The 23,662-nt window shown below is 68.3% G+C and carries 19 protein-coding genes; 11 read left to right on the top strand and 8 right to left on the bottom strand.

Features of this window, described 5'->3' with window-relative positions:
- Positions 1 to 59: 59 nt before the first annotated feature.
- Together CFE50_RS12930 and CFE50_RS12925 are read left to right on the top strand one after the other, a co-directional pair.
- On the top strand, positions 60 to 593 hold the full coding sequence (locus CFE50_RS12930) for a GNAT family N-acetyltransferase (RefSeq protein ID WP_286734097.1): 534 nt from the start codon (positions 60 to 62) through the stop codon (positions 591 to 593).
- On the top strand, positions 593 to 1,753 hold the full coding sequence (locus CFE50_RS12925) for an MFS transporter (protein WP_286734095.1): 1,161 nt from the start codon (positions 593 to 595) through the stop codon (positions 1,751 to 1,753). The genes CFE50_RS12930 and CFE50_RS12925 overlap by 1 nt, the downstream gene beginning before the upstream one ends.
- Positions 1,754 to 1,763: 10 nt before the next feature.
- Here the strand turns inward: CFE50_RS12925 and CFE50_RS12920 are convergent, their stop codons facing one another.
- A complete protein-coding gene (locus CFE50_RS12920) occupies positions 1,764 to 3,077 on the bottom strand; it encodes a methyl-accepting chemotaxis protein (protein WP_286734093.1) in 1,314 nt (437 codons plus the stop codon).
- Positions 3,078 to 3,178: 101 nt separating this feature from the next.
- On the bottom strand, positions 3,179 to 3,628 hold the full coding sequence (mntR, locus tag CFE50_RS12915; RefSeq protein WP_241809803.1) for a manganese-binding transcriptional regulator MntR: 450 nt from the start codon (positions 3,626 to 3,628) through the stop codon (positions 3,179 to 3,181).
- 218 nt (positions 3,629 to 3,846) lie between these two features.
- On the opposite strand from mntR, the gene CFE50_RS12910 reads away from it, so the two are divergent.
- Positions 3,847 to 5,193, top strand: coding sequence for an Nramp family divalent metal transporter (locus CFE50_RS12910; RefSeq protein WP_027598277.1), 1,347 nt, complete (start codon positions 3,847 to 3,849; stop codon positions 5,191 to 5,193).
- A 125-nt stretch (positions 5,194 to 5,318) separates the two neighbouring features.
- The gene (locus tag CFE50_RS12905) at positions 5,319 to 6,332 is read left to right on the top strand and encodes a YrzE family protein (RefSeq protein ID WP_027598276.1); all 1,014 of its coding nucleotides are present in this window, start codon (positions 5,319 to 5,321) and stop codon (positions 6,330 to 6,332) included.
- A gap of 96 nt (positions 6,333 to 6,428) precedes the next feature.
- On the opposite strand, the gene CFE50_RS12900 is transcribed toward CFE50_RS12905, so the two are convergent.
- Positions 6,429 to 6,986, bottom strand: a complete 558-nt coding sequence (locus CFE50_RS12900) for a TetR/AcrR family transcriptional regulator (protein WP_286734084.1) — start codon at positions 6,984 to 6,986, stop codon at positions 6,429 to 6,431.
- A gap of 95 nt (positions 6,987 to 7,081) precedes the next feature.
- Between CFE50_RS12900 and CFE50_RS12895 the strand changes: the two genes are divergently transcribed.
- Positions 7,082 to 8,263, top strand: coding sequence for an MFS transporter (locus tag CFE50_RS12895; protein ID WP_286734083.1), 1,182 nt, complete (start codon positions 7,082 to 7,084; stop codon positions 8,261 to 8,263).
- Here CFE50_RS12895 and CFE50_RS12890 read toward each other — a convergent pair.
- Entirely contained in the window at positions 8,260 to 9,198 is a 939-nt protein-coding gene (locus CFE50_RS12890) for a DNA/RNA non-specific endonuclease (RefSeq protein ID WP_286734081.1), read from the bottom strand. The two genes, CFE50_RS12895 and CFE50_RS12890, sit on opposite strands and share 4 nt — an antisense overlap.
- A gap of 148 nt (positions 9,199 to 9,346) precedes the next feature.
- On the opposite strand from CFE50_RS12890, the gene CFE50_RS12885 reads away from it, so the two are divergent.
- Entirely contained in the window at positions 9,347 to 10,702 is a 1,356-nt protein-coding gene (locus tag CFE50_RS12885) for an OprD family porin (RefSeq protein WP_181110389.1), read from the top strand.
- A 743-nt stretch (positions 10,703 to 11,445) separates the two neighbouring features.
- On the opposite strand, the gene proA is transcribed toward CFE50_RS12885, so the two are convergent.
- From proA to CFE50_RS12870, 3 genes are all read right to left on the bottom strand, one after another.
- Positions 11,446 to 16,578, bottom strand: coding sequence for an anti-phage protein ProA (gene proA, locus CFE50_RS12880; protein WP_286734078.1), 5,133 nt, complete (start codon positions 16,576 to 16,578; stop codon positions 11,446 to 11,448).
- A 140-nt stretch (positions 16,579 to 16,718) separates the two neighbouring features.
- Positions 16,719 to 18,101, bottom strand: coding sequence for a heavy metal sensor histidine kinase (locus tag CFE50_RS12875; protein ID WP_286734075.1), 1,383 nt, complete (start codon positions 18,099 to 18,101; stop codon positions 16,719 to 16,721).
- A complete protein-coding gene (locus CFE50_RS12870) occupies positions 18,098 to 18,769 on the bottom strand; it encodes a heavy metal response regulator transcription factor (RefSeq protein WP_286734073.1) in 672 nt (223 codons plus the stop codon). Before CFE50_RS12870 ends, CFE50_RS12875 begins: the two co-directional genes overlap by 4 nt.
- 120 nt (positions 18,770 to 18,889) lie before the next feature.
- On the opposite strand from CFE50_RS12870, the gene CFE50_RS12865 reads away from it, so the two are divergent.
- The 5 genes from CFE50_RS12865 to CFE50_RS12845 all read left to right on the top strand — a co-directional run bounded on the left by CFE50_RS12865 (position 18,890) and on the right by CFE50_RS12845 (position 22,908).
- A complete protein-coding gene (locus CFE50_RS12865; RefSeq protein ID WP_286734072.1) occupies positions 18,890 to 19,501 on the top strand; it encodes a hypothetical protein in 612 nt (203 codons plus the stop codon).
- Positions 19,502 to 19,558: 57 nt separating this feature from the next.
- Positions 19,559 to 20,185: a cytochrome b/b6 domain-containing protein gene (locus CFE50_RS12860; protein ID WP_286734069.1), complete on the top strand. Its 627-nt coding sequence runs from the start codon at positions 19,559 to 19,561 to the stop codon at positions 20,183 to 20,185.
- Positions 20,172 to 20,927 carry a molybdopterin-dependent oxidoreductase gene (locus tag CFE50_RS12855; protein WP_241808570.1) on the top strand — a complete coding sequence of 252 codons (756 nt, stop codon included), beginning with the start codon at positions 20,172 to 20,174 and terminating at the stop codon, positions 20,925 to 20,927. Before CFE50_RS12860 ends, CFE50_RS12855 begins: the two co-directional genes overlap by 14 nt.
- Before the next feature lie 202 nt (positions 20,928 to 21,129).
- Positions 21,130 to 22,011 carry an NAD(P)-dependent oxidoreductase gene (locus tag CFE50_RS12850; RefSeq protein WP_241808571.1) on the top strand — a complete coding sequence of 294 codons (882 nt, stop codon included), beginning with the start codon at positions 21,130 to 21,132 and terminating at the stop codon, positions 22,009 to 22,011.
- Between the two features lie 69 nt (positions 22,012 to 22,080).
- Positions 22,081 to 22,908, top strand: a complete 828-nt coding sequence (locus CFE50_RS12845; RefSeq protein ID WP_286734064.1) for an AraC family transcriptional regulator — start codon at positions 22,081 to 22,083, stop codon at positions 22,906 to 22,908.
- Here the strand turns inward: CFE50_RS12845 and CFE50_RS12840 are convergent.
- Entirely contained in the window at positions 22,894 to 23,481 is a 588-nt protein-coding gene (locus CFE50_RS12840) for a LysE family translocator (protein WP_286734062.1), read from the bottom strand. The two genes, CFE50_RS12845 and CFE50_RS12840, sit on opposite strands and share 15 nt — an antisense overlap.
- Positions 23,482 to 23,662 lie beyond the last annotated feature (181 nt).

The raw sequence follows: 23,662 nt of genomic DNA, 5'->3' as shown, positions 1-23,662 counted from the left end.
ATCTTTGGCTGGCCGTCCCGGCATGATCGCCCTATCGACCCCGCGAATGGATCTCTTCCGTGAACACCGCTCTGCAGTTGCGCGATGCCACCCCTGCCGATCTGCCGGCGATCCAGGCCATCTATGCCTCCCATGTGCTGCATGGCTGCGCCAGCTTCGAGCTGGAGCCGCCGGACCTGGCCGAACTGGGTCGTCGCCTGGCCGCGGTGCGCCAGGCCGGACTGCCTTACCGGGTGGCCGAACTGGACGGCGAGGTGGTGGGCTATGCCTATGCGGTGCTCTATCGCCCGCGACCGGCCTATCGCCACACCGCGGAAGACTCGGTGTACGTGCGTGACGGCCTGGGCGGCCAGGGTATCGGCCGCCGGCTGCTGGAAGAGGTCGTCGCGGCCTGCACGGCGGCAGGCTTTCGCCAGTTGGTAGCGGTGATCGGCGACAGCGCCAACCAGGGCTCTATCGCCCTGCACCAGCGGCTGGGCTTTCGCACCGTCGGCACCTTCGAGGCGGTGGGCTTCAAGCACGGGCGCTGGGTGGACACGGTGCTGATGCAGCGCAGCCTGGGTGAGGGCGAGCGGACCCCAGGTACCCGCTGATGACGCCGATGCCGAGCGATCGCGCCATCTGGCAGCTGGGGCTGATGCAGTTGCTGGCCTGGGGCCTGGCCTTCTATCTGCCCGGGGTCTACGGTCCGGCGATGGCCGCGGGGCTGGGCTGGGACGCGCGCTGGGTCTATGGCGGCTTTTCCCTGGCGATGCTGACCATGGGCCTGGTCTCGCCCTTCAGCGGCGCGGTGATCGAACGCCTGGGCGGCTGTCGCACCCTGCAACTCGGCCTGGTGCTTGATGCCCTGGGCTGCCTGGGCCTGGCCGCGGCCCAGTCGGCGCCGCTGTTCTACCTGGCCTGGGTGACCCTGGGCGTGGGCATGCGGCTGTCGCTGTACGACGCCGCCTTCGCCACCCTGGCGCGGCTGGCCGGTGAGCGGTCGCGGGCGGTGATGGTGCGCATCACCCTGCTCGGTGGATTAGCCTCAGCGGTGTTCTGGCCACTGGGGCACTGGCTGCTGGAGGGCCTGGGCTGGCGCCTGGGGCTGGTGGTCTATGCCGGCATCGCCCTGGCCGGTCTGCTGTTGCTTCTGCCGCTGCCCAATGTGCGGGGGCGCCTGCCCAGTGCCGAGGTGCCCGTCGCGGCGGCGGCTGGTTCGCCACGCCTGGCCGGGGTGCTATTCGCCACCGGGATGGCCTTGATCGGCTTTCTTTCCGCGGGACTGTCGGCGCATCTGCCGGCGCTGCTGGCCGAGCGTGGGGTGCCGGTGGGAGTGGCGGCGCTGTGGGGAATCGGTCAGGTCTGCGCGCGGCTGGCGGAACTGGCTTCCGGCCAACGGCTTTCGGCGCGCCAGCTCAATCTGCTGCTGGGCCTGGGCCTGCCGCTGAGTTTCGCCCTGGCGCTGGCGAGCGAAGGCCATCTGGGCCTCTCCGCCGGCTTCGTCTTTCTCTATGGCGCCCTCAACGGCCTGGTGGCGGTGCTGCGAGCCAGCCTGCCGCTGGAATTGTTCGACCGGGCGCTCTATGCGCGCCTGACCGGCAAGCTGCTGGCGCCGAGCTTTCTGCTCTCGGCGGCCGCGCCCTGGTGCTATGCCCTGGCGCGGGAGAGTTGGGGGGATCGCGGTCTGCTCGGGCTGTGCCTGCTGGTCAGCCTGGGCGTGACCCTGGCCGCGCTGGGGCTGCTCGGCCGGCGGCGTCCGGCGCCGGCCTGAGACGGGCGCGCTAGTTGAGGCGGCGGGCGAACTGACCCACCGCACCCACCACGCGCTGGGCGCCGTCCTGGATCTCGGTGATGCGGGTGCCGGCAGCGTTGGCCAGTTGCAGGCCCTGTTCCGCCTGGTGCTTGCTCGCCGCCATGTTGGCGACCGCGGTCTGCGCCAGCTGCTGGTTCTGCTGCACCACGCCGACGATCTCCTCGGTGGCCTTGCTGGTGCGGCCGGCCAGTTGGCGGACCTCGTCGGCCACCACGGCGAAGCCGCGACCCTGCTCGCCGGCCCGCGCCGCTTCGATGGCGGCGTTGAGCGCCAGCAGGTTGGTCTGTTCGGCGATGCCGCTGATGGTCTTGACGATGGTGCTGATCACCAGCGACTGCTCGCCCAGGGCCTCGATGCCGTTGGAAGCCACCTGCAGCTCCTCGGCGATCTTGCGCATCACCGAGACGGTATCCTGCACCACCTCGGCACCCTGACGGGCGCTTTCGTCGGTCTGCTGGGAGATGTCGAAGGCGACCCTGGCGGCCTCGGCCACCGCCTGTTCCTGCTCCACCTGCTCGGTGATCACGGTGGCGAATTTCACCACCTTGTACAGCTCGCCACGGGTGTTGAGCACCGGGTTGTAGGAGGCCTCCAGCCACACGGTACGGCCATGGCTGTCGATGCGCTTGAAGCGGCTGGCGATGAATTCGCCGCGATTGAGCCGCGCCCAGAACGCCTGGTAGTCGGCGGAATTGGCTTCTTCGCTGGTGCAGAACTGCCGGTGGTGCTTGCCCTGGATCTGCTGCAGCGAATAGCCCATGCCCTGCAGGAAGCGATCGTTGGCGGTGAGCACCTCGCCGGCCAGGTTGAATTCGATGACCGCGGTGGATCTCAGCAGGGCGTTGATCAGCCCCGAGTGTTCGGTGGAGGTCTCGACCTGTTCGGTACGGTCGTTGCCGTAGCAGATGGTCTTGTGGATGCGGCCGTCGGCGTCGCGTAGCGGCTGCCAGGTGGCATAGAGCCAGGCTTCCTGGCCGTTGGCCCGCAGCAGGCGGTACATGCCGCTGGTCTGCTGGCCCTGGCTGAGCGCATTCTTGAGGTCGCGATAGCAGGGCAGTTGTTTGACGTATTCCGGAATGAAGGCATCCAGCGGACGCCCCACCACGTGCTCGGCGCGATAGCCCATCTCGCGGCAGAAGCGCTCGTTGACCCGCTCGACGTTGCCGCGGTCATCCACGGTGAGACTTAGCGCCTGGCTTTCGAAGCCGGCGTGCAGCTGACGCAATTCGGCGACCTCGGCGCGCAGTTGGGCGAGTTCGGTCTTGAGAAGGCGATTGAACATGGCAGGACACCGAGAGGAGTGAAAGTATGACTTCCACTACTTCGACGGTGCCGGGATTTTCTTAAGGGAAGCGCAGCGACTTTCGACTAAAGCCGCAGCCGTCAGGCCTGACGACTGGCGATGAAACGCCGGAAGACTTCCAGGGTGGCCTCGCTGACATGGTGTTCCATGCCTTCGGCATCGCGCCGTGCGGTATCGGCGTCCACGCCCAGGGTCAGCAGGAAGGTCTCGACCACATGATGGCGGGCGCGACTGGCTTCGGCCAGGGCTTCGCCCTCGGGGGTGAGGAAGACGCCGCGATAGGGGCGCTGCACGATCAGGCCGGCGGTGGCCAGGCGCTTAAGCATCTTGGCCACGGTCGGCTGGGCCACGCCGATGCGCGCGGCGATGTCCACCTGACGGGCTTCACCGCCGTCCCGGATGAGGTCGGAAATGAGCTCGACATAGTCTTCGATCAGCTCCTGACGATGCGCCTCGCGGACCTGTTGAAAACCTTCCATGTGAATGGATGGATCGACCAACCGATTCAGCAGTTCGTCGTCCTTTGTCATGTTGCCCACCTGAATGACCTTCTCCGCAAAGACCTGGGGCGCGTCGAGAGGACGCGATCGGGCGCCATTTTGACCGAGTTGCGGGCGAATACCAAAGATTCCTTCGCCAATGGGCGATATCGACGGATGAGATAGAGATTTTTTATTGCTGGATGTGTGAATTTTAGCCTAGGCTAAATTCTCCAAAGGGTAGTCCTACCTTGCCGCACGAGTCCGCCATGAAAGAATCCGCCAGCTACGTCGAGCCTGCCTGGCAGGAGCCTGCGCCGTCCGCCCGGCCCAGTCTGGGGCGGATGAATGCCAGCGTGCCGGTGCCCGAGGGCGGCAGCTGGCTACGGCGGCTGCTGGCCTTTCTCGGCCCCGGCTACATGGTCTCGGTGGGCTACATGGATCCGGGCAACTGGGCCACGGACCTGGCCGGCGGCTCGCAATTCGGCTACCTGCTGCTGTCGGTGATCCTGCTCTCCAACCTCATGGCCATCCTGCTGCAGGCCCTGGCCGCACGGCTGGGCATCGCCACCGGGCTGGACCTGGCCCAGGCCTGCCGCGCGCGTTATTCGCGGCCGGTGAGCCTGCTGCTGTGGATCGCCTGCGAGATCGCCATCATCGCCTGCGACCTGGCCGAGGTGATCGGCACCGCCATCGCGCTGAATCTGCTGTTCGGCATCCCGCTGATGTGGGGCGCCATCCTCACGGCGCTGGACGTCTTTCTCATCCTGCTACTGATGAATCGCGGCTTTCGCTGGCTGGAGGCCTTCGTCATCGCGCTGCTGACGCTAATCTTCGTCTGCTTCGGCGTGCAGATGGTGCTGGCCCAGCCGTCCATCGCCGCGATCGCCGACGGCTTCCTGCCCAAGGCGGAAATCGTCACCAATCCGGCTGCGCTCTACCTGGCCATCGGCATCATCGGCGCCACCGTGATGCCCCATAACCTCTATCTGCATTCCTCCATCGTGCAGACCCGCGCCTATCCGCGGACCGAGGAGGGGCGCCGGATGGGCCTGCGCTGGGCGGTGGCCGACAGCACCCTGGCGCTGATGCTGGCGCTGTTCGTCAACGCGGCCATCCTGATCACCGCGGCGGCGGTGTTCCACAGCGCCGGGCGCACCGACGTGGCCGAGATCCAGGACGCCTACCATCTGCTGTCGCCGATGCTGGGCGTGGGTATCGCCTCGCTGTTGTTCGCGGTGGCGCTGCTGGCCTCGGGCATCAATTCCACGGTCACCGCGACCCTGGCCGGCCAGATCGTCATGGAAGGCTTCCTGTCGCTGCGCATTCCCGACTGGGCGCGGCGGCTGATCACCCGCGGCATCGCCGTGATCCCGGTGGTGGTGGTGACCGGTCTCTATGGGGAAAGCGGCACGGCCAAGCTGCTGGTGCTGAGCCAGGTGGTGCTGTCCATGCAGCTGCCCTTCGCGGTGATCCCACTGGTGCGCTTCGTCTCGGATCGCCAGTTGATGGGTAGCTTCGTGATCGGTCGGCTCACACAGGTGCTGGCCTGGGCGATCGCCGGGCTGATCGTGGTGCTCAATGTAAAGCTGCTGGCCGATATCCTCCTCGGATAGCGGATAACTGAGGTCTGACGACCTTTGGTGGCTCTGGAATGCTGGTCTGGGAACTTCTAAAAGCGTGACGGTATCAATCCGTTACCACAATAAGTTCTTCCCATAACCACCCTGGAGCACTTGCCATGTCCTACGACGCTCGCCACACCCCAGCCTATGCGGCCACCACGGCCACCGCTACCGCACCGCTGCTGAAGCGTATTTCCTGGAGTTCGATCATCGCCGGCGTGGTCATCGCCCTGACCGTGTCGCTGCTGCTGAGCCTGCTCGGCACCGCCATCGGCTCGGCTTCCATCGATCCGCAGCAGGAAGCCAATCCGTTGTCCGGCCTGGGCAAGGGCACCGGTATCTGGGTCGGCGTCAGCGCCGTGGTATCGGTCTTCGTCGGTGCCTGGATCGCCGGTCGCCTGGCCCAGCGCGAAGGCGCCTTGCACGGCATCCTGGTCTGGGCCAGCGTGACCTTGGTCAGCGTCTATCTGGTGTCCAGCGCCGTGAGCGGCGTGGTGCGTACCGGTCTGAACGTGGCGGGCAGCGGTCTGTCGATGATCGGCAGCGGCCTGTCCCAGGCGGCACCGGCGCTGACCAACCAGGTACAGGACCAACTGCGTCAGCAGGGCATCCAGCTCGACCTGGGTGATCTGCAGAACGAACTGGAAACCGCGCTGCGCCAGACCGGCAAGACCGAACTGCAGCCGGAGAATCTGAAGCAGCAGGCTCAGGGCGCCGAACAGGATGCCAAGAACACTGCCCAGAACAGCGCCAACAATCCGCAGCAGACCGATGACCAGCTGAGTGCCCTGCTGGATCGTCTGAAGCAGCGTGGCGACCAGGCCTGGAACGCCGCCGACCGTCAGGCGCTGGTCAACCTGATCAAGGCCCGTACTGGCAAGAGCGACGCCGAGGCCAATGCCATCGTCGACAAGGCCCAGCAGACCTACCAGCAGGCCTATGCCAAGTACCAGGAACTCAAGGCCCAGGCCGAGCAGAAGGCTCGCGAAGCGGCTGACGTGGCTGCCCGCAAGGTCTCCCAGGCCAGCTGGGTCCTGCTGATCAGCCTGGTGATCGGCGGCATCGTCGGTGCCATCGGTGGCGCCCTGGGTCGTCGTACCCAGCCGGCCAACAAGGTGGTTGCCGCCTAAGCGCAGCATCCAGCGGATCCCGCGGGATCCGCTGACCAAGCACGAGGCCCGGACTGGCGACAGTCCGGGCCTCGTCGTTCAGGGGTGACGCCTCGCTTAACGGTCTGGCCGCAGGACCCGGGCGAGCAGCTGCAGGCACAGCGCCAGGTCAGGGCGCTCGCCACCGAACAGGGTGCGATAGATCAGCGGGGCCACCAGGCCATCGAGCAGGACGTCCAGGGTCGGTGCCGGTTCGCCACGCCGGTGTGCGCGTTCGAGCAGCAGCTCCAGGCGTTCCCGGGTCGGCTCGGTGCAGCGCACCGCGCAGCCCGGATCGGTGGCCGCCAGGGCGTCCCTGAGCATGGCCTGGCCCGGCGTGGAGGCGAGGTCGTCGACATAGTGTTCCAGCCAGCGTTCGAGATCGCCTCTCAGACTGCCGGTGTCCTCGGGCGGCTGGTCCGGGCGCAGACGCTGCAGGTCGACGTCGGCCAGGAGGCTGGGCAGATTGCCCCAGCGGCGATAGAGGGTCGAGGGCGTGACCCCGGCGCGCGCGGCGATCAGGGGGACGGTGAGGGCTTCCCGGGGCTGCTCCTGCAGGAGCGCCAGGACGGCCTCGTGGATGGCTTGCTGAACGCGGGCACTGCGGCCGCCGGGACGGGCTTGCTTGCTGGTCATGGTGACAGGATACCCGGCTCTTAACGCGAACGCATTGCTTTTGCTGCGGGAAGGGTTCAGGCTTTAAAGCAATTACTTAGCTTTAAGGTGCGGACATGTCTTCGCTGAACGGCTCTTCCTCTGCACGCCTGACGCTGCTGGGCGCGGTGCTGCTGACCTTCCTCGCCGCCTCCAGCGCGCCGACCCCGCTCTATGCCAGCTACCAGCAGGCCTGGGGCTTTTCCACCTTCTGGCTGACCTGGGTGTTCGCCGTCTATGCCTTCGCCCTGCTGGCGGCCCTGGTGGTGGGCGGGCGGCTGTCCGATCACCTGGGGCGGCGGCCGGTGATCCTGGCGGCGCTGCTGCTGGAGGCGGGCGCCATGCTGCTGTTCCACCAGGCCCATGGCCTGGCGGACCTGGTGCTCGCCCGCGCCCTGCAGGGCCTGGCGACCGGGATCGCCACCAGTGCCCTGGGTGCGGCCCTGCTCGACGTGGATGCCGAGCGCGGTCCCTGGTTGAACAGCCTGACACCGCTGCTTGGCATGGCGCTCGGCGCGCTGGGCTGCGGCCTGCTGGTGGAATTCGCGCCGGCGCCGCTGCAACTGGTCTATCGGCTGTTCCTGGCGCTCTTTCTGCTGCAGGGCCTGGCGCTGCTGCGCCTGCCCGATAGCGGTCCGCGCCGGCCGGGTCTGCTCGCCGCCTTGCGCCCCCAGCTGGCGGTGCCGCCCCAGGCCCGCGCCATGCTCTGGCGGGTCCTGCCGCTGGAACTGGCGGTCTGGGCCGTGGGCGGCTTCTATCTGTCGCTGATGCCGGCGCTGGTCAAGGCGGCGACCGGTACGACGTCGATCCTGGTCGGTGGCGGCGTGGTGGCCGGCCTCACGCTCACCGGTGCGGCCTGTCTGCACGGCTTGCGCCTTTGGCCGGCGGCGCGCCTGCTGCGCCTGGGGGCGAGCACCCTGGTGGCCGGTCCGGCGCTGCTCTGGCTGGCGGTGGCCAGCGGTCAGCTGGGACTCTTCGCCTTGGGCACCCTGGTGACCGGCGTCGGCTTCGGCAGCGGTTTTCTCGGCGCCACCCGCAGCCTGCTGCCGCTGGCGCAACCAGCCCAGCGCGCCGGCTTGCTGGCCGCCTTCTACGTGCTCAGCTACCTGGCGTTCTGCCTGCCGGCCCTGGCGGTCAGCGCCTTGGTGCCCCGGCTGGGCCTGACCGGCGCCGCCGAACTCTATCTGGTCGGGGTGATCCTGCTGGCGGCGCTGGGGGTGCGCAATAGCCTGCCGCGCGCCTGCGTGCAGCCGGGTTAGAGCAGGATGTCGGCAGGACCGAAAATGGCCCGCTCGACGGGGCTGCCGGTGACCCGCTCTTCATTGGAGAAGCCGTCGTGGTCGCGCAGGGGGCCGAAGTCGATGCCGGTCAGCTGCTCGATGCGCAGGACGCTGCACTGGTAGGTGCGCAGGCGACCGAAGGCGATGGAGAGCTCGTCCAGTTCGCGGCGCTGGTCGATGAGGTAGGCGCTGGCGGAGGGCTTGCCGTCGTCACCGAGAAAGGCCACCACCTTCCAGAAGGCTTCGGGGATCCGGGCGTCGCGATAGGCGCGGTCATCCGCACGCAGGACCGGGCCGCTGAAGACGCTGACCCGTGCCTGCCAGCGCTGGGTGTTGTCGAGAATGTAGTCCTCCAGCTCCAGCCAGGTCTTCTGGTTGAAGGCGGCCATCTGCGGCGCGCAGTTGGTGAAGTGGAAGGTGTCCGTATTGGCCTGGGCCGCGGCGGCGCCCCAGTTGGGATCCTGGCGGCGCACCAGGTGGCCACGGTCGAGCAGGTTGTCGGCATAGAGCGCCTCGCCGAGCTGGGCCTCCAGCGGCACCCGGCCGTCGTAGGCCCAGGCGTCGCGACTGCGCGGCACCTCGACGTGCTGGTCGCCAGCGATATTGACCCCGACCCAGAGCGCCATTCGCCGGCTGCGCGAGAGGCTGACTGAGAAGTGGGTGTAGTCCAGGCGGTCGCCCGAGGCGGGCAGGGGATAGACATCGCCGGCCAGGGCCGCGCTCGGACGGGGCCAGGGGACCTGGAAGTCCCCAAGGAAATCGGCCTGGTAACCCTGGCGATCGGCCAGGCTGGCGGCGGGGGTGATGCGCGGCTCGGCGCTTCTCAGACCGGCGGGTTGCGCCGGCAGCAGGGGACGCAGGTCGGCGAGGCGCGGGCGATAGGCGAGATCGACGGCAAAGGGCTGGCTGAACATGGCGGCGCTCTGGCGAAAAGGGGCGAACCGCCAGCGCAGCACAGGGAGGTTACCGGACGATGACGACGGTCAGCCAAGTGGTATGCACCGGCGCTAGCTGGCAAACTCGTTCGCGACCTAACGATTCCAACCCTTGAGTGAACCGCCCATGACCCTATCGCTGTTTTCCCCCTTTGCCCGCCAGCGCGCCTGGCTGCTCGGCGTGCCCGGCCTGCTCCTCACCGGCGCCGCCCTGGCCAGCCAGCAGTCCGATGCCAAGGGCTTCGTCGAAGACGGTGACCTGACCCTGCTGCTGCGCAACTACTATTACCTGCGCCAGAACGAAGGCGACGGCCATGGCGCCGCGGCGCGCAACAGTCGCGATCCGCGCAGCTGGACCCAGGCCTTTTTGCTCAACTACACCTCGGGCTTCACCCAGGGCACCGTGGGCGTGGGCGTGGATGCCTATGGCTATCTGGGTCTCAAGCTGGACGGCGGCGACGGCCACGCCAACACCCCGAACATGCCGGTGGACGGCGACGGCAGCCAGCGCAGCGAATTCAGCAAGGGCGGGGCGGCGGTCAAGCTGCGCGTCTCCAACACCGTGCTCAAGTATGGCGACCAGCAGCCCACGGCACCGGTGCTGGCGGCAGGCGGCAACTGGCTGTTTCCCCAGACCGCCCGGGGCTGGAGCCTGGTGAGCCAGGAGGTCGATCACCTGATGCTCGAAGGCGGTCACTTCACCGCCGCCACGGCGCCACGCACCACCGGTTCGGACGGCGGTATCTTCGCCGGTTACGCGGGGGTCGAAGCGGCTTCGGCCAGCTATGCCGGGGGCGTCTACAAGTTCAGCGATCACCTCAGCGCCTCGCTCTATGCCGGGCACTTCGAAGATGTCTGGGACCAGTACTACGGCAACCTCAACTATGTGGTGCCGCTGGCCGCCGAGCAGAGTCTGACTTTCGACGCCAACCTCTATCGCACCCTGGATGCCGGCAGCGCCAAAGCCGGCAGCATCGCCAACACCGCCGGCTCGCTGGCCGCTGCCTTCCAGACCGGCGCCCATACCTTCACCCTGATCCACCAGCGTATCCATGGCGACCAGCCCTTCGACTACGCGGTCTTCGGCGCGCCGGTGCCGGGGTCCTTTGGTGACTCAATCCTGCTCGGCAACTCGATGCAGTTCTCCGACTTCAACGGCCCGGGCGAGCGCAGCTGGCAGGCCCGCTACGACCTCGACATGGAAAGCTATGGCGTGCCCGGCCTGAGCCTGATGGTGCGCCATACCCGCGGCAGCGGCATCGACGGCACCCACCTGGCGGCGGACTCGGCCTACGCTGGTCTCTATGGCGACGGCGACAAGGAACACGAGACCGATCTGGAGGCCAAGTACGTCCTGCAGAACGGCCCGGCCAAGGACCTGAGCTTCCGCCTGCGCCAGGCCTGGCATTCCGGCAGCCAGAGCACCGGCGGCACCGTGGCCGAGACGCGGCTGATCACCGAGTATCCGCTGAATATCCTGTAACTGACGGCGCTCCGCAGGTTGGGTTGAGCGCAGCGAAGCCCAACGGTGCCGAGGTCATGCGCGGCTTGTTGGGCTTCGGCGATAAGGCCGCCTCAACCCAACCTACAGGGCTGGGCCTGGTGGGTTGGGTTGAGCGCCGCGAAGCCCAACAGTCCATTGGCCATTGGCATGTCCGGGAGTGCCCTCACCCCAGCCCTCTCCCAAGGGGAGAGGGGGCAGTTCGGTGTGATCGGGCACCGTGTAGGTTGGGTTGAGCGCAGCGATGCCCAACAGTCCGTTGGCCATCGGCATGTCCGGGAATACCCTTACCCCAGCCCTCTCCCATGAGGAGAGGGGGTAGCCGCGTAGAGTGGATAACGGCGCAGCCTTATCCACGCCCAGGTGCAGAGGGCAGTGGAAAACGCGGCGCGGTTTTCCACGCTACGGATACCCTGGCAGCGCGACACCAGGGGACAAGCTACCACCCGCGCCGGACCCAACCGCCCCCTCTCCCTCGGGGAGAGGGCTGGGGTGAGGGTTGCCCCCCGCCAACGGTGCCAGGATCGAGCGCGGCTTGTTGGGCTCCGGCGATGGAGTAGCCTCAACCTAGCTAAGGCCAACCTTGGCTATTTGCCACCTTTGGCCATCGGCATGTCCGGGAATACCCTCACTCCAAGCCTCTCCCAAGGGGAGAGGGGGCAGTTCGGTGTGATCGGGTGCCTCGTAGGTTGGATGGAGCGCAGCGAAGCCCGACAGACCCTATCTCAGTCTTTCGCTCGCGATTCCTCCAGCAGCCGCTCGATCTCCCCATGCAGCCGCTCGGTGGCGCCAACCCGGTCGATCCACCATTCGGTGGACCAGACGCGCAGCAGCGTCCAGCCGAGGCCCTGGAGGATGGCGCTGCGGGTCTTGTCGCGGTCGCGGGCGGTGGCGGCGCTGTGGTAGGTGGCGCCGTCGCATTCGATGCCCACCAGGTAGTCGCCCGGGCGATCCGGATGGACAATGCCCAGGTCGATGCGGAAACGCGACACGCCGATCTGCGGCACCACCTGCCAGCCCTTGGCCTCCAGCGCCTGGGCCACGGCTTCCTCGAAGGGCGAATCGTGCCCGCCCAGCGAACCCTTGACTGCCGCCGCCAGGGCCTGGGGACCGCGCTGGGCGAATTCCAGGAACAGCTTGAGATCGCGCACCGCGCGGGCATTGGTGCGGTTGAGGTCGATCAGCCCCGGATCGAAGGAGGAGAACACCAGCATCTCCCGCCGCGCCCGGGTCACGGCGACGTTGAGGCGCCGCCAGCCTCCGTCCTTGTTCAGCGGACCGAAGTTCATCGACATCGTATTGGCGCCCGGCTCGGTGGGGCCGAAGCCGATGCCGAGCATGATCAGATCGCGTTCGTCGCCCTGGACCGTTTCCAGATTCTTCACCACCACCGGCTCGGCCAGGTCTTCGGCGAAGTGCGCCTCGATCTCCGGGTGCTGCTGGCGCGCGCGGTCGAGCAGGTCGGTGACCAGGCGCTGCTGTTCGCTGTTGAGGGTGATGATGCCCAGACTGAGACCGGCAAAGGCCGGATCGAGCAGGCGCTTGACCGCCTCGGCGACCATGGCCTGGGCTTCCAGGGCGTTGTGGCGGCCCTTGCCCTTGGCGTAGACGCCGTCCACCCGCCGCCATTCCACCGCGCTCGGACGGATCTCCGGGGCAGGGAAGGTGATCAGCTTGCCGTCGTAATAGTGGTGGTTGGAAAAGGCGATCAGGCTCTCGTGGCGACTGCGGTAGTGCCAGTTGAGGCTGTGGCTGTAGATGCCGGCGCCCAGGCATTCGTCGAGGATGCTTTCCAGGTCCTCGGCGGTGTCGTCCTCGCCGGCGGCGCGGTCGAAGAAGCGCGTCGGCGGCATCTGCCGGGGGTCACCGGCGATCACCACCTGCACGCCACGGGCGATGGCGCCCACCGCGTCCCAGGGGGCGATCTGCGAGGCTTCGTCGAAGATCACCAGGTCGAACAGGCCGCCATCCGGGGGCAGGTACTGGGCGATGGACAGCGGACTCATCAGCATGCAGGGCGCCAGCCGCGCCAGGGCGTCGCCCATTTCCAGGGCCAGCTGGCGCAGCGGCTTGTGCCGCCGCTGCTTCTGCAATTCGTGCTTGAGCACGGCGAAGCCGCCGCCCTGGCGCGCCGCGTCGTTCTTGGGCGGCAGGCCGTGGCAGAGCAGGGCGCGGATATGGCGCACGGCGAGGGTCTGCAGGCGATCGTCCAGCCGGCGATAGGCCTGGATGTCGCTTTCGTGCTCGGCCGGGACGAAATCGCGCAGCAAGGGCTCGGCATCCAGGGCGGTGGCGGCGAACCAGCGGGCATAGGCGGTTTCGAACAGGGCCGCCAGGTCCTCGACCGAGGCGGCCGTGGCGCGGGTGATCAGCGGCGTCAGGCCGAGGGCGTCGGCTTCTTCGCGGACCCGCTGCCAGTCGCACCAGGCCTTGAGGCGACCGGGCTGGCGCAACAGCGCGGCGGCGGTGCGGACCGCTTCGGCGGCCGGGGTGTCGGCGGGTAATCCCGCCTGCTCGACAAAGCCCTGGCGCGCGGCCTCGGCGGCCTCCAGGGCGGCAGCGAAGGCACCGCTGGCCGGGGCCAGGGTGGTGTCCACCGGCTGATCCTCGGGATGCTGCAACCGGCGCGCTGCCGCCTGGCGCAGCGCCAGCAGCTGCTCGGGCGTTTCCGCCAGGGTCGGCAGCGCCGCGCTCAGCCTTTCCGCCAGGGCGCGGCGCGCGAGCAGGGCCTCCAGGTCGCTGGTGACGCCCTGCCAGCCGCTGATGCCGGCCAGGGTGGGCGTCAACTCGTCCAGCTCGGTGAGCAGGGTGCGCTGGCGACGCAGCTTTGGCAGGTCGGCCGCCACATCGGGCTGGCCCTGGGTCTCGCCCTGGCGGGCGAGATCCTGAGTGACCTGGCGCTGGGCGCGGCTGGCGAAGATCCAGAAGCGCTGCCCGGCCGCGTCCCAGGCGGTTTCCAGTTGGGTCAGGGCGACGCGGCGACAGGCTTCGGCGGCATAGGGCACCGACAGCTCGCGCTCCAGTGTCTGATAGTCGCGCAGTAACTCCAGGGCGCGCCCCAACTGCCGCTGACGCTCGGCGGCGCCAGGCCCGAAGGCGAAGGCCAGATCCTGGCCGGCGGCGCTTTGCAGCAGCTCGGCGAATTCCAGCAGGCGCCGGGGCGCCACCTGGTCGGCCAGTGGCAGGCCAAGGACGTCGCGCAGGCGTTGCCGCGCCTGCTGCAGCCCCTGCTGGGTGTCGCGCAGCCGTTCGGCGGCGCCGACCAGGGCGTCCTGCCAGGCGTTGGACCAGGGATGGGCCGGCAGGAGGGCGAAATCCGCCGCCAGGCTGCGGCCGGTTTCGGCGTGCAGGGCCAGGCGGCGCACGGCGCTGCGCAACTCGGCCAGAGCCTCGGCGTCATGGGCGTCGGCATTGGGCCAGGCCAGGCGCGGGGTATCGGGGGCGGCGTCGCGCAGTACCCGACCGATGCTCTGTTGCAGGGTCAGGCCGTTGGGCCAGCGCCGGTGCAGGCGCTCGACCACGGCATTGAGGCGATCGCGCAGGCGTTCCACCTCGGCGGCCTCGGCCAGCCATTCCTCTTCGTCGAGGCCATCGCGGGTATCCCAGGCGCGCTCCAGCTGCTTGAGCACCTCGGCCTTGGACGCCTTGCTCGAATGCAGTTCCAGGCAGAATTCGCCGAGGCCCTGGGCTTCCAGACGGCGATACACCACGTCCAGGGCCGCGCGCTTCTCGGCGACGAACAGGACCCGCCGACCGAGTGCCAGGTTATGGGCGATCATGTTGGCGATGGTCTGGGACTTGCCGGTGCCGGGCGGACCGTCGAGCACGAAATCCTGGCCGCCGGCCGAGGCCAGTACCGCCGCCAGTTGCGAGGAATCCGCCGGCAGCGGGGTGAAGAGTTCGGCCGGGTTGACCTGGCGATCCAGCTCGCGCTCGCGGGGAAAGCTGCCGCCGCTCAGGTAGGCGCCGGATTCCGTGGTGCGTTCCAGCAGGTGACGCACCAGCGGACTTTCCATCAGCTGGTCGCTGCGCTCGGTGAGGTCCTTCCACATCAGGTACTTGGCAAAGGAGAACTGGCCGAGCAGCAATTCGTTGCTGACCTCGAAGCCGGGCAGGTCGCGCACCGCGCGGCGGACCTTGGTCCAGATGCCATCCACGTCGATGCCGTTGCCATCGCCGGGCAGTGGGCCATCGAGTCCGGGAATGTCCAGGTCGAAGTCGTGGCGCAGGAGCTCCAGCAGGGTCAGGTTGAAGCGTGGCTCGTCCTCGAACAGGTGCAGGGTGATGCCGCTGGCGGCGCTCTGCCGTTCCAGGCGTACCGGCAGCAGGATCAGCGGCGCACGGTAGTGCTTGGGATCGTCGGCGGCTTTCTTCCAGCGCAGGAAGCCCAGCGCCAGGTAGAGGGTGTTGGCGCCGCCCTCGTCGAGGTCGCTGCGGGCGCGGCGATAGAGTTCCACCAGCGCCGCATCCAGCTTGGTCGCATCCAGGGGCGCGACCACCTCGCCGCGGGCCAGGGCGCCGCGGGCGTATTCGTCGTCGAGATTCTCGTGCTCGCGGGCTTCGTGCAGCACGGCGTCGCGGCCGCTCACCGCCAGATCCGGCAGCGGCACCAGGCGCAGCGCCCGGCCCTCGGCCAGGCGATCTTCCAGCGCCGCCGGCTCGGGGCAGAGCAGGGGCACGCTGCGGGCGTTGTCCGGCACATGCAGCAGGCGATTGCGGGTGGTGAGGTCGAGCAGCTTGCGCTGCCACAGCGCCAGGCGCCCGACCGGGGTGGTCGGCGACGCCTCGACGTCCACGTCGAAGGCCGGCAGCGGCGGGGCTTCTTCCAGGGCTTCGCCGGGCAGCAGCAGGCCGTCCGCATGGATGGCCGACTGCCCGGGTACCGCCAGCGGGCGAATGCGTTGCAGACGGGCACGGCGAACGTCCAGCGCCAGCACGAAGGACTCGTCGTCCAGCTGCCGCTCGGCCAGTTGCATGGCCTGGCTGAAGGAAGGCGGCGGCGAGGCGGTGGCCTGGGTGGTCTCGAAGACCAGCAGGTCCTTGAGCGCCACCCGCTTGCGCACCGGTTCGGCGTCGTCGGTCAGCAGCTGGGCGAATTCCTGGGGCTGCAGCCAGACCCCGGCGAAGGCATGGCCGCGGGTAATGACCAGCAGCGGATTGAGACCGGCCTGTTCCAGCGCCGCGCAGGCGAGCAGGGCGAGATCCAGGCAGGTGGCCAGGCCGCCGTCGAGGATGGCGCCCGGCGTGCGGATCTTCTGGCCTTGGCGCTCGAAACTGGCCGGCGGCACCGCATAGGTCAGCTGCAGACCGCACAGCGCCGACCAGAGCGCCGAACCCAGCTCCCAGACGCGTCGCCGCGAGCCGCTCTCGTACCCGTCCAGCGCCGTGGACTTGCCGGCGCGGCGCAAGACCTCGGCGGCCGCGCCCAGCAGGCGATCCACTGCCGGGTCGTTGGGCATGACGAAGGCCGCGGCCAGCTCGGGCATGCTGTCCACGCCGCCCCACTGGTTGCGGGCCAGCAGCTCGACCGGATAGCGCCGCGTCTGCAGGATCTCTTCGCCCTGGCGTACCGTGAAGGTCAGCTGGGCGACCAGGCTTTCCTGCAGGCTGCCGAGCAGGGCGGCGTCGAATTCGAGGTCGCGATCATCGAGATGAAGGGTGCCCTTGGGGTCCAGGCGCTCCAGGTGCCAGGTGCGCGGGACCACGAAGGCCGGCTCGGCGGTCACCGTCAGGCTGACGTCGACCAAGGGGTCCTGGCCGCTGTGGGTGAGGCGCAATTCGCGCAGCACGGGCACCGCGTTCTGGTGCGCCGCAAAACCGATCTTGCCGGCCAGCACCAGTTCGACATCCACGCTCATCGCCTACCACCCTTGCTTATTGCCTAAGGTAGATGAATGTACAGTAGTGGACGGGTCGATGCAGCCCATAGCCGGCCTGGGCAAGCGGAAAAAGTCCTTTGGTGACGGGCGGTTGCGTGGTTTGAGGGATAGGTCGCGCTTCAGGCCGCCGCGGTCGGGAAGACCAGGCTGAAATGGATGCCTCGTTCATCCTGCTCGACCTCGGCACGACCCCCGTGCAGGCGCATGATCGCCGCGACGATGGCCAGGCCCAGGCCATTGGAATCATGGGGTTGATGGCGCGAGGGATCGGCGCGATAGAAGCGGTCGAACAGCCGCTGCAACTGCGCCGGCGCCAGGGCGGGCCCGGCGTTGCTGACGCGGATGCGGTCGCCGTCCGCCTGCAGGCGGATCTCGCCATCCGGCTCGGCGTAGCGAGTGGCGTTGGCCACCAGGTTGCTCAGGGCGCGACGCAGCATCAGCGGGTCGGCGACCACCTGGCCACCGCCCGCCACCACCAGGCGCAGGCCGCGCTCGTCGGCGGGGCCTTCGAAATAGTCGGCGATGCGCGCCAGCTCTTCGTCCAGCTGCAGCGGCTGCGGCGTCAGCACCGCCTGGGCGTCGTCGGCGCGAGCGAGGAAGAGGATGCTCTCCACCAGCCGCGAGATGCGCTCCAGCTCTTCCAGGTTGGACGCCAGCAGCGTCTGGTAGTCCTCGGCGCTGCGCACCTGGCGCAGGGCGACCTCGGTATGGCCCATGAGGGCATTGATCGGGGTACGGATCTCGTGGGCGAGGTCGGCGGAAAATTGCACCAGTCGGCCATAGCCGTCGGCCAGGCGCGCCAGCATGGCGTTGTAGCTTTCCACCAGCGGCTGCAACTCGCGCGGGGCGTCGGCCAGCTCCAGGGGCGCGGCCAGGCGGGTCGGGGTGATGCCGCCGGCATGGCGAGCGATGCGCCGCAGCGGCGCCAGGCCGCGTCGCAGCAGCAGATAGCCGAGGCCGGCGGTACACAGGAAGGCCAGGGTCACCGCGCCGATCAGGCCCAGCCGGAAATCGGCCAGGGTGGTGTCTTCGTTGCGCAGCACATGGGCGGCGGTCAGTTCCACCGGGCCTTCGGGGGTGTTCACCGCGACCCGCGCCGCGCGCCAGCGGGTGCCGTCGGCCAGGATGCCTTCCCGTATATCGGCCGGCGTCGGTCGCCGCGTCTGGGGTACCACGGCAAGATCCGGGAGGGCGATATTCAACGGATTGGAGGCGATCACCGGCTTGGCGCCGGGCGCGCCGATGAGAAAGACGTCCTGCTCGTTGCCCAGCATGTTGGCGAACAGCTGCGGACTGCGCCCCAGGGTCTCCAGCGACAGGTCGGCGCTGAGCAGGCTGCGAAAATGCGCCAGGCGACCGAGCAGGGCGTAGTCCGCGCGCTCCAGCACCGTCCGTTCCAGGCTGTGGTAGAGAAAGGCGCCGGCGCCGCCCACGGCAAGCAGCGCGACCAGGGCGAACCCCAGGGTGGCGCGCAGGATCAGCGAAGGTGAGCGGGCGCTCAAGGGCGGACCTCGCAGACGTAGCCGATGCCGCGCACGGTATGGATCAGCTTGACCGGATAGGGGTTGTCGACCTTGGCGCGCAGCCGCTTGATGGCCACGTCCACCACGTTGGTGTCGCTGTCGAAATTCATGTCCCAGACCTTGGCGGCGATCAGGGTGCGCGACAGCACCTCGCCTTCGCGGCGTAGCAGCAGGTGCAGCAGGGCGAATTCCTTGTTGGTCAGCACGATGAGGTCGTCGCCGCGGGTTACCCGTCGCCGCAGGAGGTCCAGCTGCAGATCAGCCAGGTGGAAATGCTCGGGCTCGCGCACCACGCCACGCCGCAGCAGGGTGCGGATGCGCAGCAGCAATTCGACGAAGGAGAAGGGCTTGACCAGGTAGTCGTCGGCGCCCAGCTCCAGGCCGCGGATGCGATCCTGCAGGCCGTCGCGGGCGGTGAGAAAGAGCACCGGCACGTCGAGCTTCTTGCGCAAGACCTCCATGATCTGCCAACCGTCGATGCCGGGCAGCATGACGTCGAGGATGATCAGGTCGTAACGGCCGTCCAGGGCCAGGTGCAGGCCGTCGGCGCCGTGCTGGGTCCAGTCGACTGCGTAGCCGGATTCGCCGAGGCCCTTCTTCAGGTACTCGCCGGTCTTCTGGTCGTCTTCGATGAGGAGAATGTGCATGACGTAATGGTAGGGCCTCCGGTCGCTTCGCTGGGTGACATTTTTGTCATTCGCCGGTCATCTTGCTGACCCCCCACGCGTCGCACTGTGGCGGGGCGATTCCCTATCCCAGGAGGCTTCATGCGTACCCAGACTCTGCTCCGCGGTTCCCTTGCCCTGCTGCTCGCCAGCAGCGCCCTGCTGGCCCAGGCCGCGCCCATGCCCACCGTCAAGCCCATGCGCGGCACCGTGGACAGCGTCCAGGGCGACACCCTGGCCTTCACCACCCGAAGCGGTGCCCACCAGACCCTGATGCTGGATGACAAGACCAGCTACCGCGCCGTGTCCAAGGCCAACCTGGATCGCATCGAAGCCAACAGCTTCATCGGCTCCGCCGCCACGCCCCAGCCCGACGGCACCCTCAAGGCGCTGGAGGTGACGGTGTTCGAGGCCAGCCTGCGCGGCTCCGGCGAAGGCCACTACGGCTGGGAAAACGCCGATGGCAGCACCGGCACCATGACCAACGGCACCGTGGGCGAACTCAAGAAGGCCAACGGCCGCACCCTGACCGTGCAGTACAAGGGCGGCGAGAAGCAGCTGGTGGTGCCGGAAGACGTGCCCATCGCCTATGTCGAGAAGGGCGACCGCAGCCTGCTCAGGCCCGGCGCCAAGGTAGTGCTGTTCCCCGCCGAAGACGGCAAGCACGCCAAGGGCGTGGCCGTAGGTAAGGACGGTTTCACCCCGCCCATGTAAGACCTCCGGCGGTCGACCAACCGACCGCCTCCATCTCGCGGTGAAGAGGGACATGTCATGACCACCTCGCGACGGCGCCTGGTGCACCGCTGGCCGGTGCGCCTCACCCATTGGCTCAACGCCCTGGCGATGCCCTGCATGTTCATGAGCGGCTGGGCGATCTACAACGCCTCGCCGCTGTTCCCCTTCACCTTTCCCACCTGGTCGACCCTTGGCGGCTGGCTGGGCGGCGCCATCGCCTGGCACCTGGCAGTGTTCTGGCTGCTGGTGGTGAATGGCCTGGTCTATCTGCTCTATGGCCTGTTCAGCGGCCACTTCCGGCGCGATTTTCTGCCGCTATCGCCGCGCGCCATCGGCCGCGATTTTGCCGCCGCCGTGCGCCTGCGCCTGGGTCATCGACTGGGCACCTACAACGCCGTGCAGCGCCTGCTCTACTGGGGCGTGCTGGCCCTCGGGGTGCTGGTGGTGCTCTCCGGGCTGGCCATCTGGAAACCCGTGCAGCTGCAGGGATTGGCCGCGCTGCTGGGCGGCTTCGATACCGCCCGCTATGTGCATTTCTTCGCCATGGCCGGCATCGGCGCCTTCGTCGTCGTGCACCTGGCCCTGGTCATCCTGGTCCCCCGCACCCTGCCGCCGATGATCACCGGCCGGGCGCACGAGGAGGTTGACGATGAGTCGGCGTGAACGGCTGCGCCTGGAACCGGCGCAACAGCGGCAGGTGGAAAATCTGCAACGACGCCTGCTGCTCAAGCAGGGCCTGACCGTGGGCGCCCTGGCCATGCTCAGCGGCTGCAACCTGCAGGACGGCGACAGCGTCGACAAGGTGCTCTGGTCCATGTCGCGCTTCAACGACCGGGTGCAGGCCTGGCTGTTCGGCCGCGAGCGCCTGGCGCCGACCTATGCCGCCAGCCAGATCACCAACCCCTTTCCCTTCAATGCCTTCTACCCCGAATACAACGTCCCGGAAGTGGATCTCAGCGACTATCGCCTGGAGGTCTCCGGCCTGGTCGCCAACAAGCAGGCCTGGACCCTGGAAGACCTGCGCCGCCTGCCGCAGCGGGAAGACATCACCCGCTTCATCTGCATCGAAGGCTGGAGCGCCATCGGCCAGTGGGGCGGGGTGCCGCTGCGCACCTTCCTCGAACGCATCGGCGCCGACACCACGGCCAAGTACGTCGGCTTCAAGTGCGCCGACCGCTACTACTCCAGCATCGACATGGCCTCGGCGCTGCATCCCCAGACCTTGCTGGCGCTGGACTTCGGCCAGGTGGCCCTGCCGCCGGACTATGGCTATCCGCTGCGCCTGCGGGTACCCACCAAGCTCGGCTTCAAGAATCCCAAGCACATCCAGGCGCTGTTCGTGACCAACGACTATCCCGGCGGCTATTGGGAGGATCAGGGCTACAACTGGTTCAGCGGGATCTAGCCGCAACGTCTGCTGCGCGTCGGCCAAACTGCGTTGAAAAGACCTTCGGAATGCTCATTTACCACTCGTAAACTGCGCTTCCTCAGGTCTTTTCGCCTTGTTTGGCTCTAGCTCGCGAGACGTTGACTAAGCTTTTGATGGCGGAACCCCGGCCCGGAGGCAGAGTCGAGATACCACCATCCTCTACCGGGAGCTCCCCCTCATGTCCGCTCATCCCACGATCGGTTTCATCGGCTTTGGCGCCATGGCCCAGCGCATGGGCGCCAACCTGCGCGAGGCCGGCTATGCGGTCAGCGCCTATGCCGAGCACCAGCAGGACGGCGAGCGCCACGGCACGCCCATGGAGCCCCTGGCGATCCTCTTGCCCCAGGCGGAGGTAGTGATCGTCTCCCTGCCCAACGATGCCATCCTCGAACAGGTGCTGCTCGGCCCCGACGGCGTCCTCGCCCGGCTGGAGAGCGGTCGTCTGCTGATCAACACCAGCACCAACTCGCCGGCGCTGTCGCTGCGCCTGGAAGCGGCCGGACGCGCCCGGGGCATCGCCGTGGTCGAGGCGCCGGTGTCCGGCAGCACGCCCGAGGCGGAAAAGGCCCAGCTGGTGGTCCTGGCCGGTGGCGAACCCGAAGCGGTGGAGCGCGCCCGTCCCATCCTCGAAACCCTGGGCAAGACCGTGCACCATGTCGGTCCGACCGGACAGGGCGCGGCCATCAAGCTGGCCATCAACGGCCTGATGGGCGCCGGACTCGCCGCCCTGGCCGAGGCCCTGGCCTATGCCACCCGCGCCGGCCTGGATGCCGAGGTGCTGTTCGAGGTATTCGGTGACCTGGCGGTGCTCTCGCCCCATCACCAGCGCAAGCTGGCGGCCCTGCGCGATGGCGACTTCGCTCCGCAATTCCCGGCGGCGCTGATGCACAAGGACATGGGCCTCCTGCTGGCCGAACTCAACGCCACCTACCAGGGCGCCCCGACCCTGGCCGCCGCGGCCCAGCAACTGGCGCTGGGCGCCGAACTCCACCCGGACGCCGACTACCTGATCACCGCCGACGTCCTGCTGGAAGAAGCCGAAGACGCCGCCACCCGCTGACGCCTGGCTTTCCCCCTCCCGGGACGACGTCTAGACTGCTCAGGTCCGTCGTCCCGGAATCCTTGCCGCATGACCGCTACCGGCGCCGTCCCCCAGTTCTGGCGCGATCCCGCGCTGCCCTTTCTCGAAGCCCGCTCCATCCAGGACGGCCGCGCGCTCTGCTATGCCCCGCATTCCCACGAGACCTTTTCCATCGGCACCGTGCTGGGTGGGCGCAGTCGCTATCACAACGGCCGGACCCGCGAACTGGTGGGGGCGGGGACCCTGGTGCTGATGAATCCCGGTGACGTCCATGCCTGCAATCCCCAGGGCGAGGCCGCCTGGCGCTATCGCATGCTGCACGTGGACGCCGGCTGGCTGGCCGAACTGCAGCGCCCGGGGCGCAACGACTTCCAGCCCCTGGCGGCACAGCTGTCCCGGGACGGCCAACTCTATGCCGGCCTGGAAGCTCTGCATGCCTGCCTGGTGGATCCCGACAACCTCACCCTGCAGCGCCAGAGCCAGGCGCTGCTGTATTTCGAGGCCGTGCTGGCCCGCCTGGGGCGCACCCCGGTCGCGGCGGCGCCGGTGCGCGAGGATCGCCGGTTGAGGCGCGCCGCCGAATTTCTCGATGCCCATTGCGGCGAAGGGGTCAGCCTGGACCAGCTCAGCCAGGTGGCGGATCTCTCGCCCACCCAGCTGATTCGCAGCTTTCGCCGGCGCTTTGGCCTGACGCCCCACGCCTATCTGATCGACCGACGCATCCGCCTGGCGCGGCAACGCCTGCGCCAGGGCGAGGGGCTGGCCGAGGTCGCGCTGGCCACCGGTTTCGCCGACCAGGCCCATCTGCAGCGCACCTTCAAGCGCCTGGTGGCGGCCACCCCCGGTCAGTATCGCGCCGCGTCAGCCCTCCCATAGCAGCGAAGCGGCGCATAGCACCAGCAGCGCGGCGAGGACGCGATTGAGCAGGCGCAGGCGCCCTGGCGTCAGGGCACGACCACGCAGCCACTGGCCGGCCACCGCCCAGCAGGCCAGGGAGGCGAAACAGATCACCAGGTAGAGGCTGGCGAACAGCGCCAGGCGGCCGCGATCCTCGCCAACGAACAGTGCCACCCCGGCCGCGGCGGCGAGCCAGGCCTTGGGATTGAGCCACTGCAGCAGGGCGCCGTCGCGAAAGCCCGGGCAGGCCGTCAGCGCGCCGCTGCCCAGGTCCCCCGAGGCCCGCGCCAGTTTCCCGGCCAGGTACAGCAGGAAGAGGGCGCCCGCCACCCGCAGGATCCAGAGCAGCGCCGGCCAGGCAGCCAGCAGCTCGTGCAGGCCGAGACCGACCGCCAGCAGTAGGACGACGAAGCCCAGGGTAGCCCCGGCGACATGCCACAGGGCCGGTCGCCAGCCATGGGTGAGGCCGGTGTTGAAGCCCACCAGATTGACCGGGCCGGGAGAGAGGGAGGCCACCAAGGCAAAGGCGGCCATGGACAGGATCAGGGTCATCGCGAGGTCTCGACAATTGTGGAGACCTGAACCTAGCGAGGACGACCCCGGGCGGTATTGAAGAAAATGACCCTGTGAGGCCGACGAAAGGCGGGAATTCCTGGCGTTTCGCCGACGTCCATTACAGCGAGCCAAGCGCTCCCCCGGTGGTTTCAACGTCGCTGTCGGCCACCGGGGCTTT

Source organism: Pseudomonas sp. PGPPP4 (assembly GCF_002256045.1).
GTDB classification, from domain to species: Bacteria; Pseudomonadota; Gammaproteobacteria; order Pseudomonadales; family Pseudomonadaceae; genus Chryseomonas; species Chryseomonas oryzihabitans.
The sequence above is the reverse complement of the archived record's forward strand: the minus strand, read 5'-3'. Positions and strand labels throughout refer to the sequence as shown.

Excerpts from the sequence above, each read along its gene's own strand:
- CFE50_RS12925 (WP_286734095.1), top strand. The coding sequence starts at position 593 with ATGACGCCGATGCCGAGCGATCGCGCCATCTGGCAGCTGGGGCTGATG.
- CFE50_RS12920 (WP_286734093.1), bottom strand. The coding sequence starts at position 3,077 with ATGTTCAATCGCCTTCTCAAGACCGAACTCGCCCAACTGCGCGCCGAG.
- mntR (WP_241809803.1), bottom strand. The coding sequence starts at position 3,628 with ATGACAAAGGACGACGAACTGCTGAATCGGTTGGTCGATCCATCCATT.
- CFE50_RS12910 (WP_027598277.1), top strand. The coding sequence starts at position 3,847 with ATGAAAGAATCCGCCAGCTACGTCGAGCCTGCCTGGCAGGAGCCTGCG.
- CFE50_RS12905 (WP_027598276.1), top strand. The coding sequence starts at position 5,319 with ATGTCCTACGACGCTCGCCACACCCCAGCCTATGCGGCCACCACGGCC.
- CFE50_RS12900 (WP_286734084.1), bottom strand. The coding sequence starts at position 6,986 with ATGACCAGCAAGCAAGCCCGTCCCGGCGGCCGCAGTGCCCGCGTTCAG.
- CFE50_RS12895 (WP_286734083.1), top strand. The coding sequence starts at position 7,082 with ATGTCTTCGCTGAACGGCTCTTCCTCTGCACGCCTGACGCTGCTGGGC.
- CFE50_RS12890 (WP_286734081.1), bottom strand. The coding sequence starts at position 9,198 with ATGTTCAGCCAGCCCTTTGCCGTCGATCTCGCCTATCGCCCGCGCCTC.
- CFE50_RS12885 (WP_181110389.1), top strand. The coding sequence starts at position 9,347 with ATGACCCTATCGCTGTTTTCCCCCTTTGCCCGCCAGCGCGCCTGGCTG.
- proA (WP_286734078.1), bottom strand. The coding sequence starts at position 16,578 with ATGAGCGTGGATGTCGAACTGGTGCTGGCCGGCAAGATCGGTTTTGCG.
- CFE50_RS12870 (WP_286734073.1), bottom strand. The coding sequence starts at position 18,769 with ATGCACATTCTCCTCATCGAAGACGACCAGAAGACCGGCGAGTACCTG.
- CFE50_RS12865 (WP_286734072.1), top strand. The coding sequence starts at position 18,890 with ATGCGTACCCAGACTCTGCTCCGCGGTTCCCTTGCCCTGCTGCTCGCC.
- CFE50_RS12860 (WP_286734069.1), top strand. The coding sequence starts at position 19,559 with ATGACCACCTCGCGACGGCGCCTGGTGCACCGCTGGCCGGTGCGCCTC.
- CFE50_RS12855 (WP_241808570.1), top strand. The coding sequence starts at position 20,172 with ATGAGTCGGCGTGAACGGCTGCGCCTGGAACCGGCGCAACAGCGGCAG.
- CFE50_RS12850 (WP_241808571.1), top strand. The coding sequence starts at position 21,130 with ATGTCCGCTCATCCCACGATCGGTTTCATCGGCTTTGGCGCCATGGCC.
- CFE50_RS12845 (WP_286734064.1), top strand. The coding sequence starts at position 22,081 with ATGACCGCTACCGGCGCCGTCCCCCAGTTCTGGCGCGATCCCGCGCTG.
- CFE50_RS12840 (WP_286734062.1), bottom strand. The coding sequence starts at position 23,481 with ATGACCCTGATCCTGTCCATGGCCGCCTTTGCCTTGGTGGCCTCCCTC.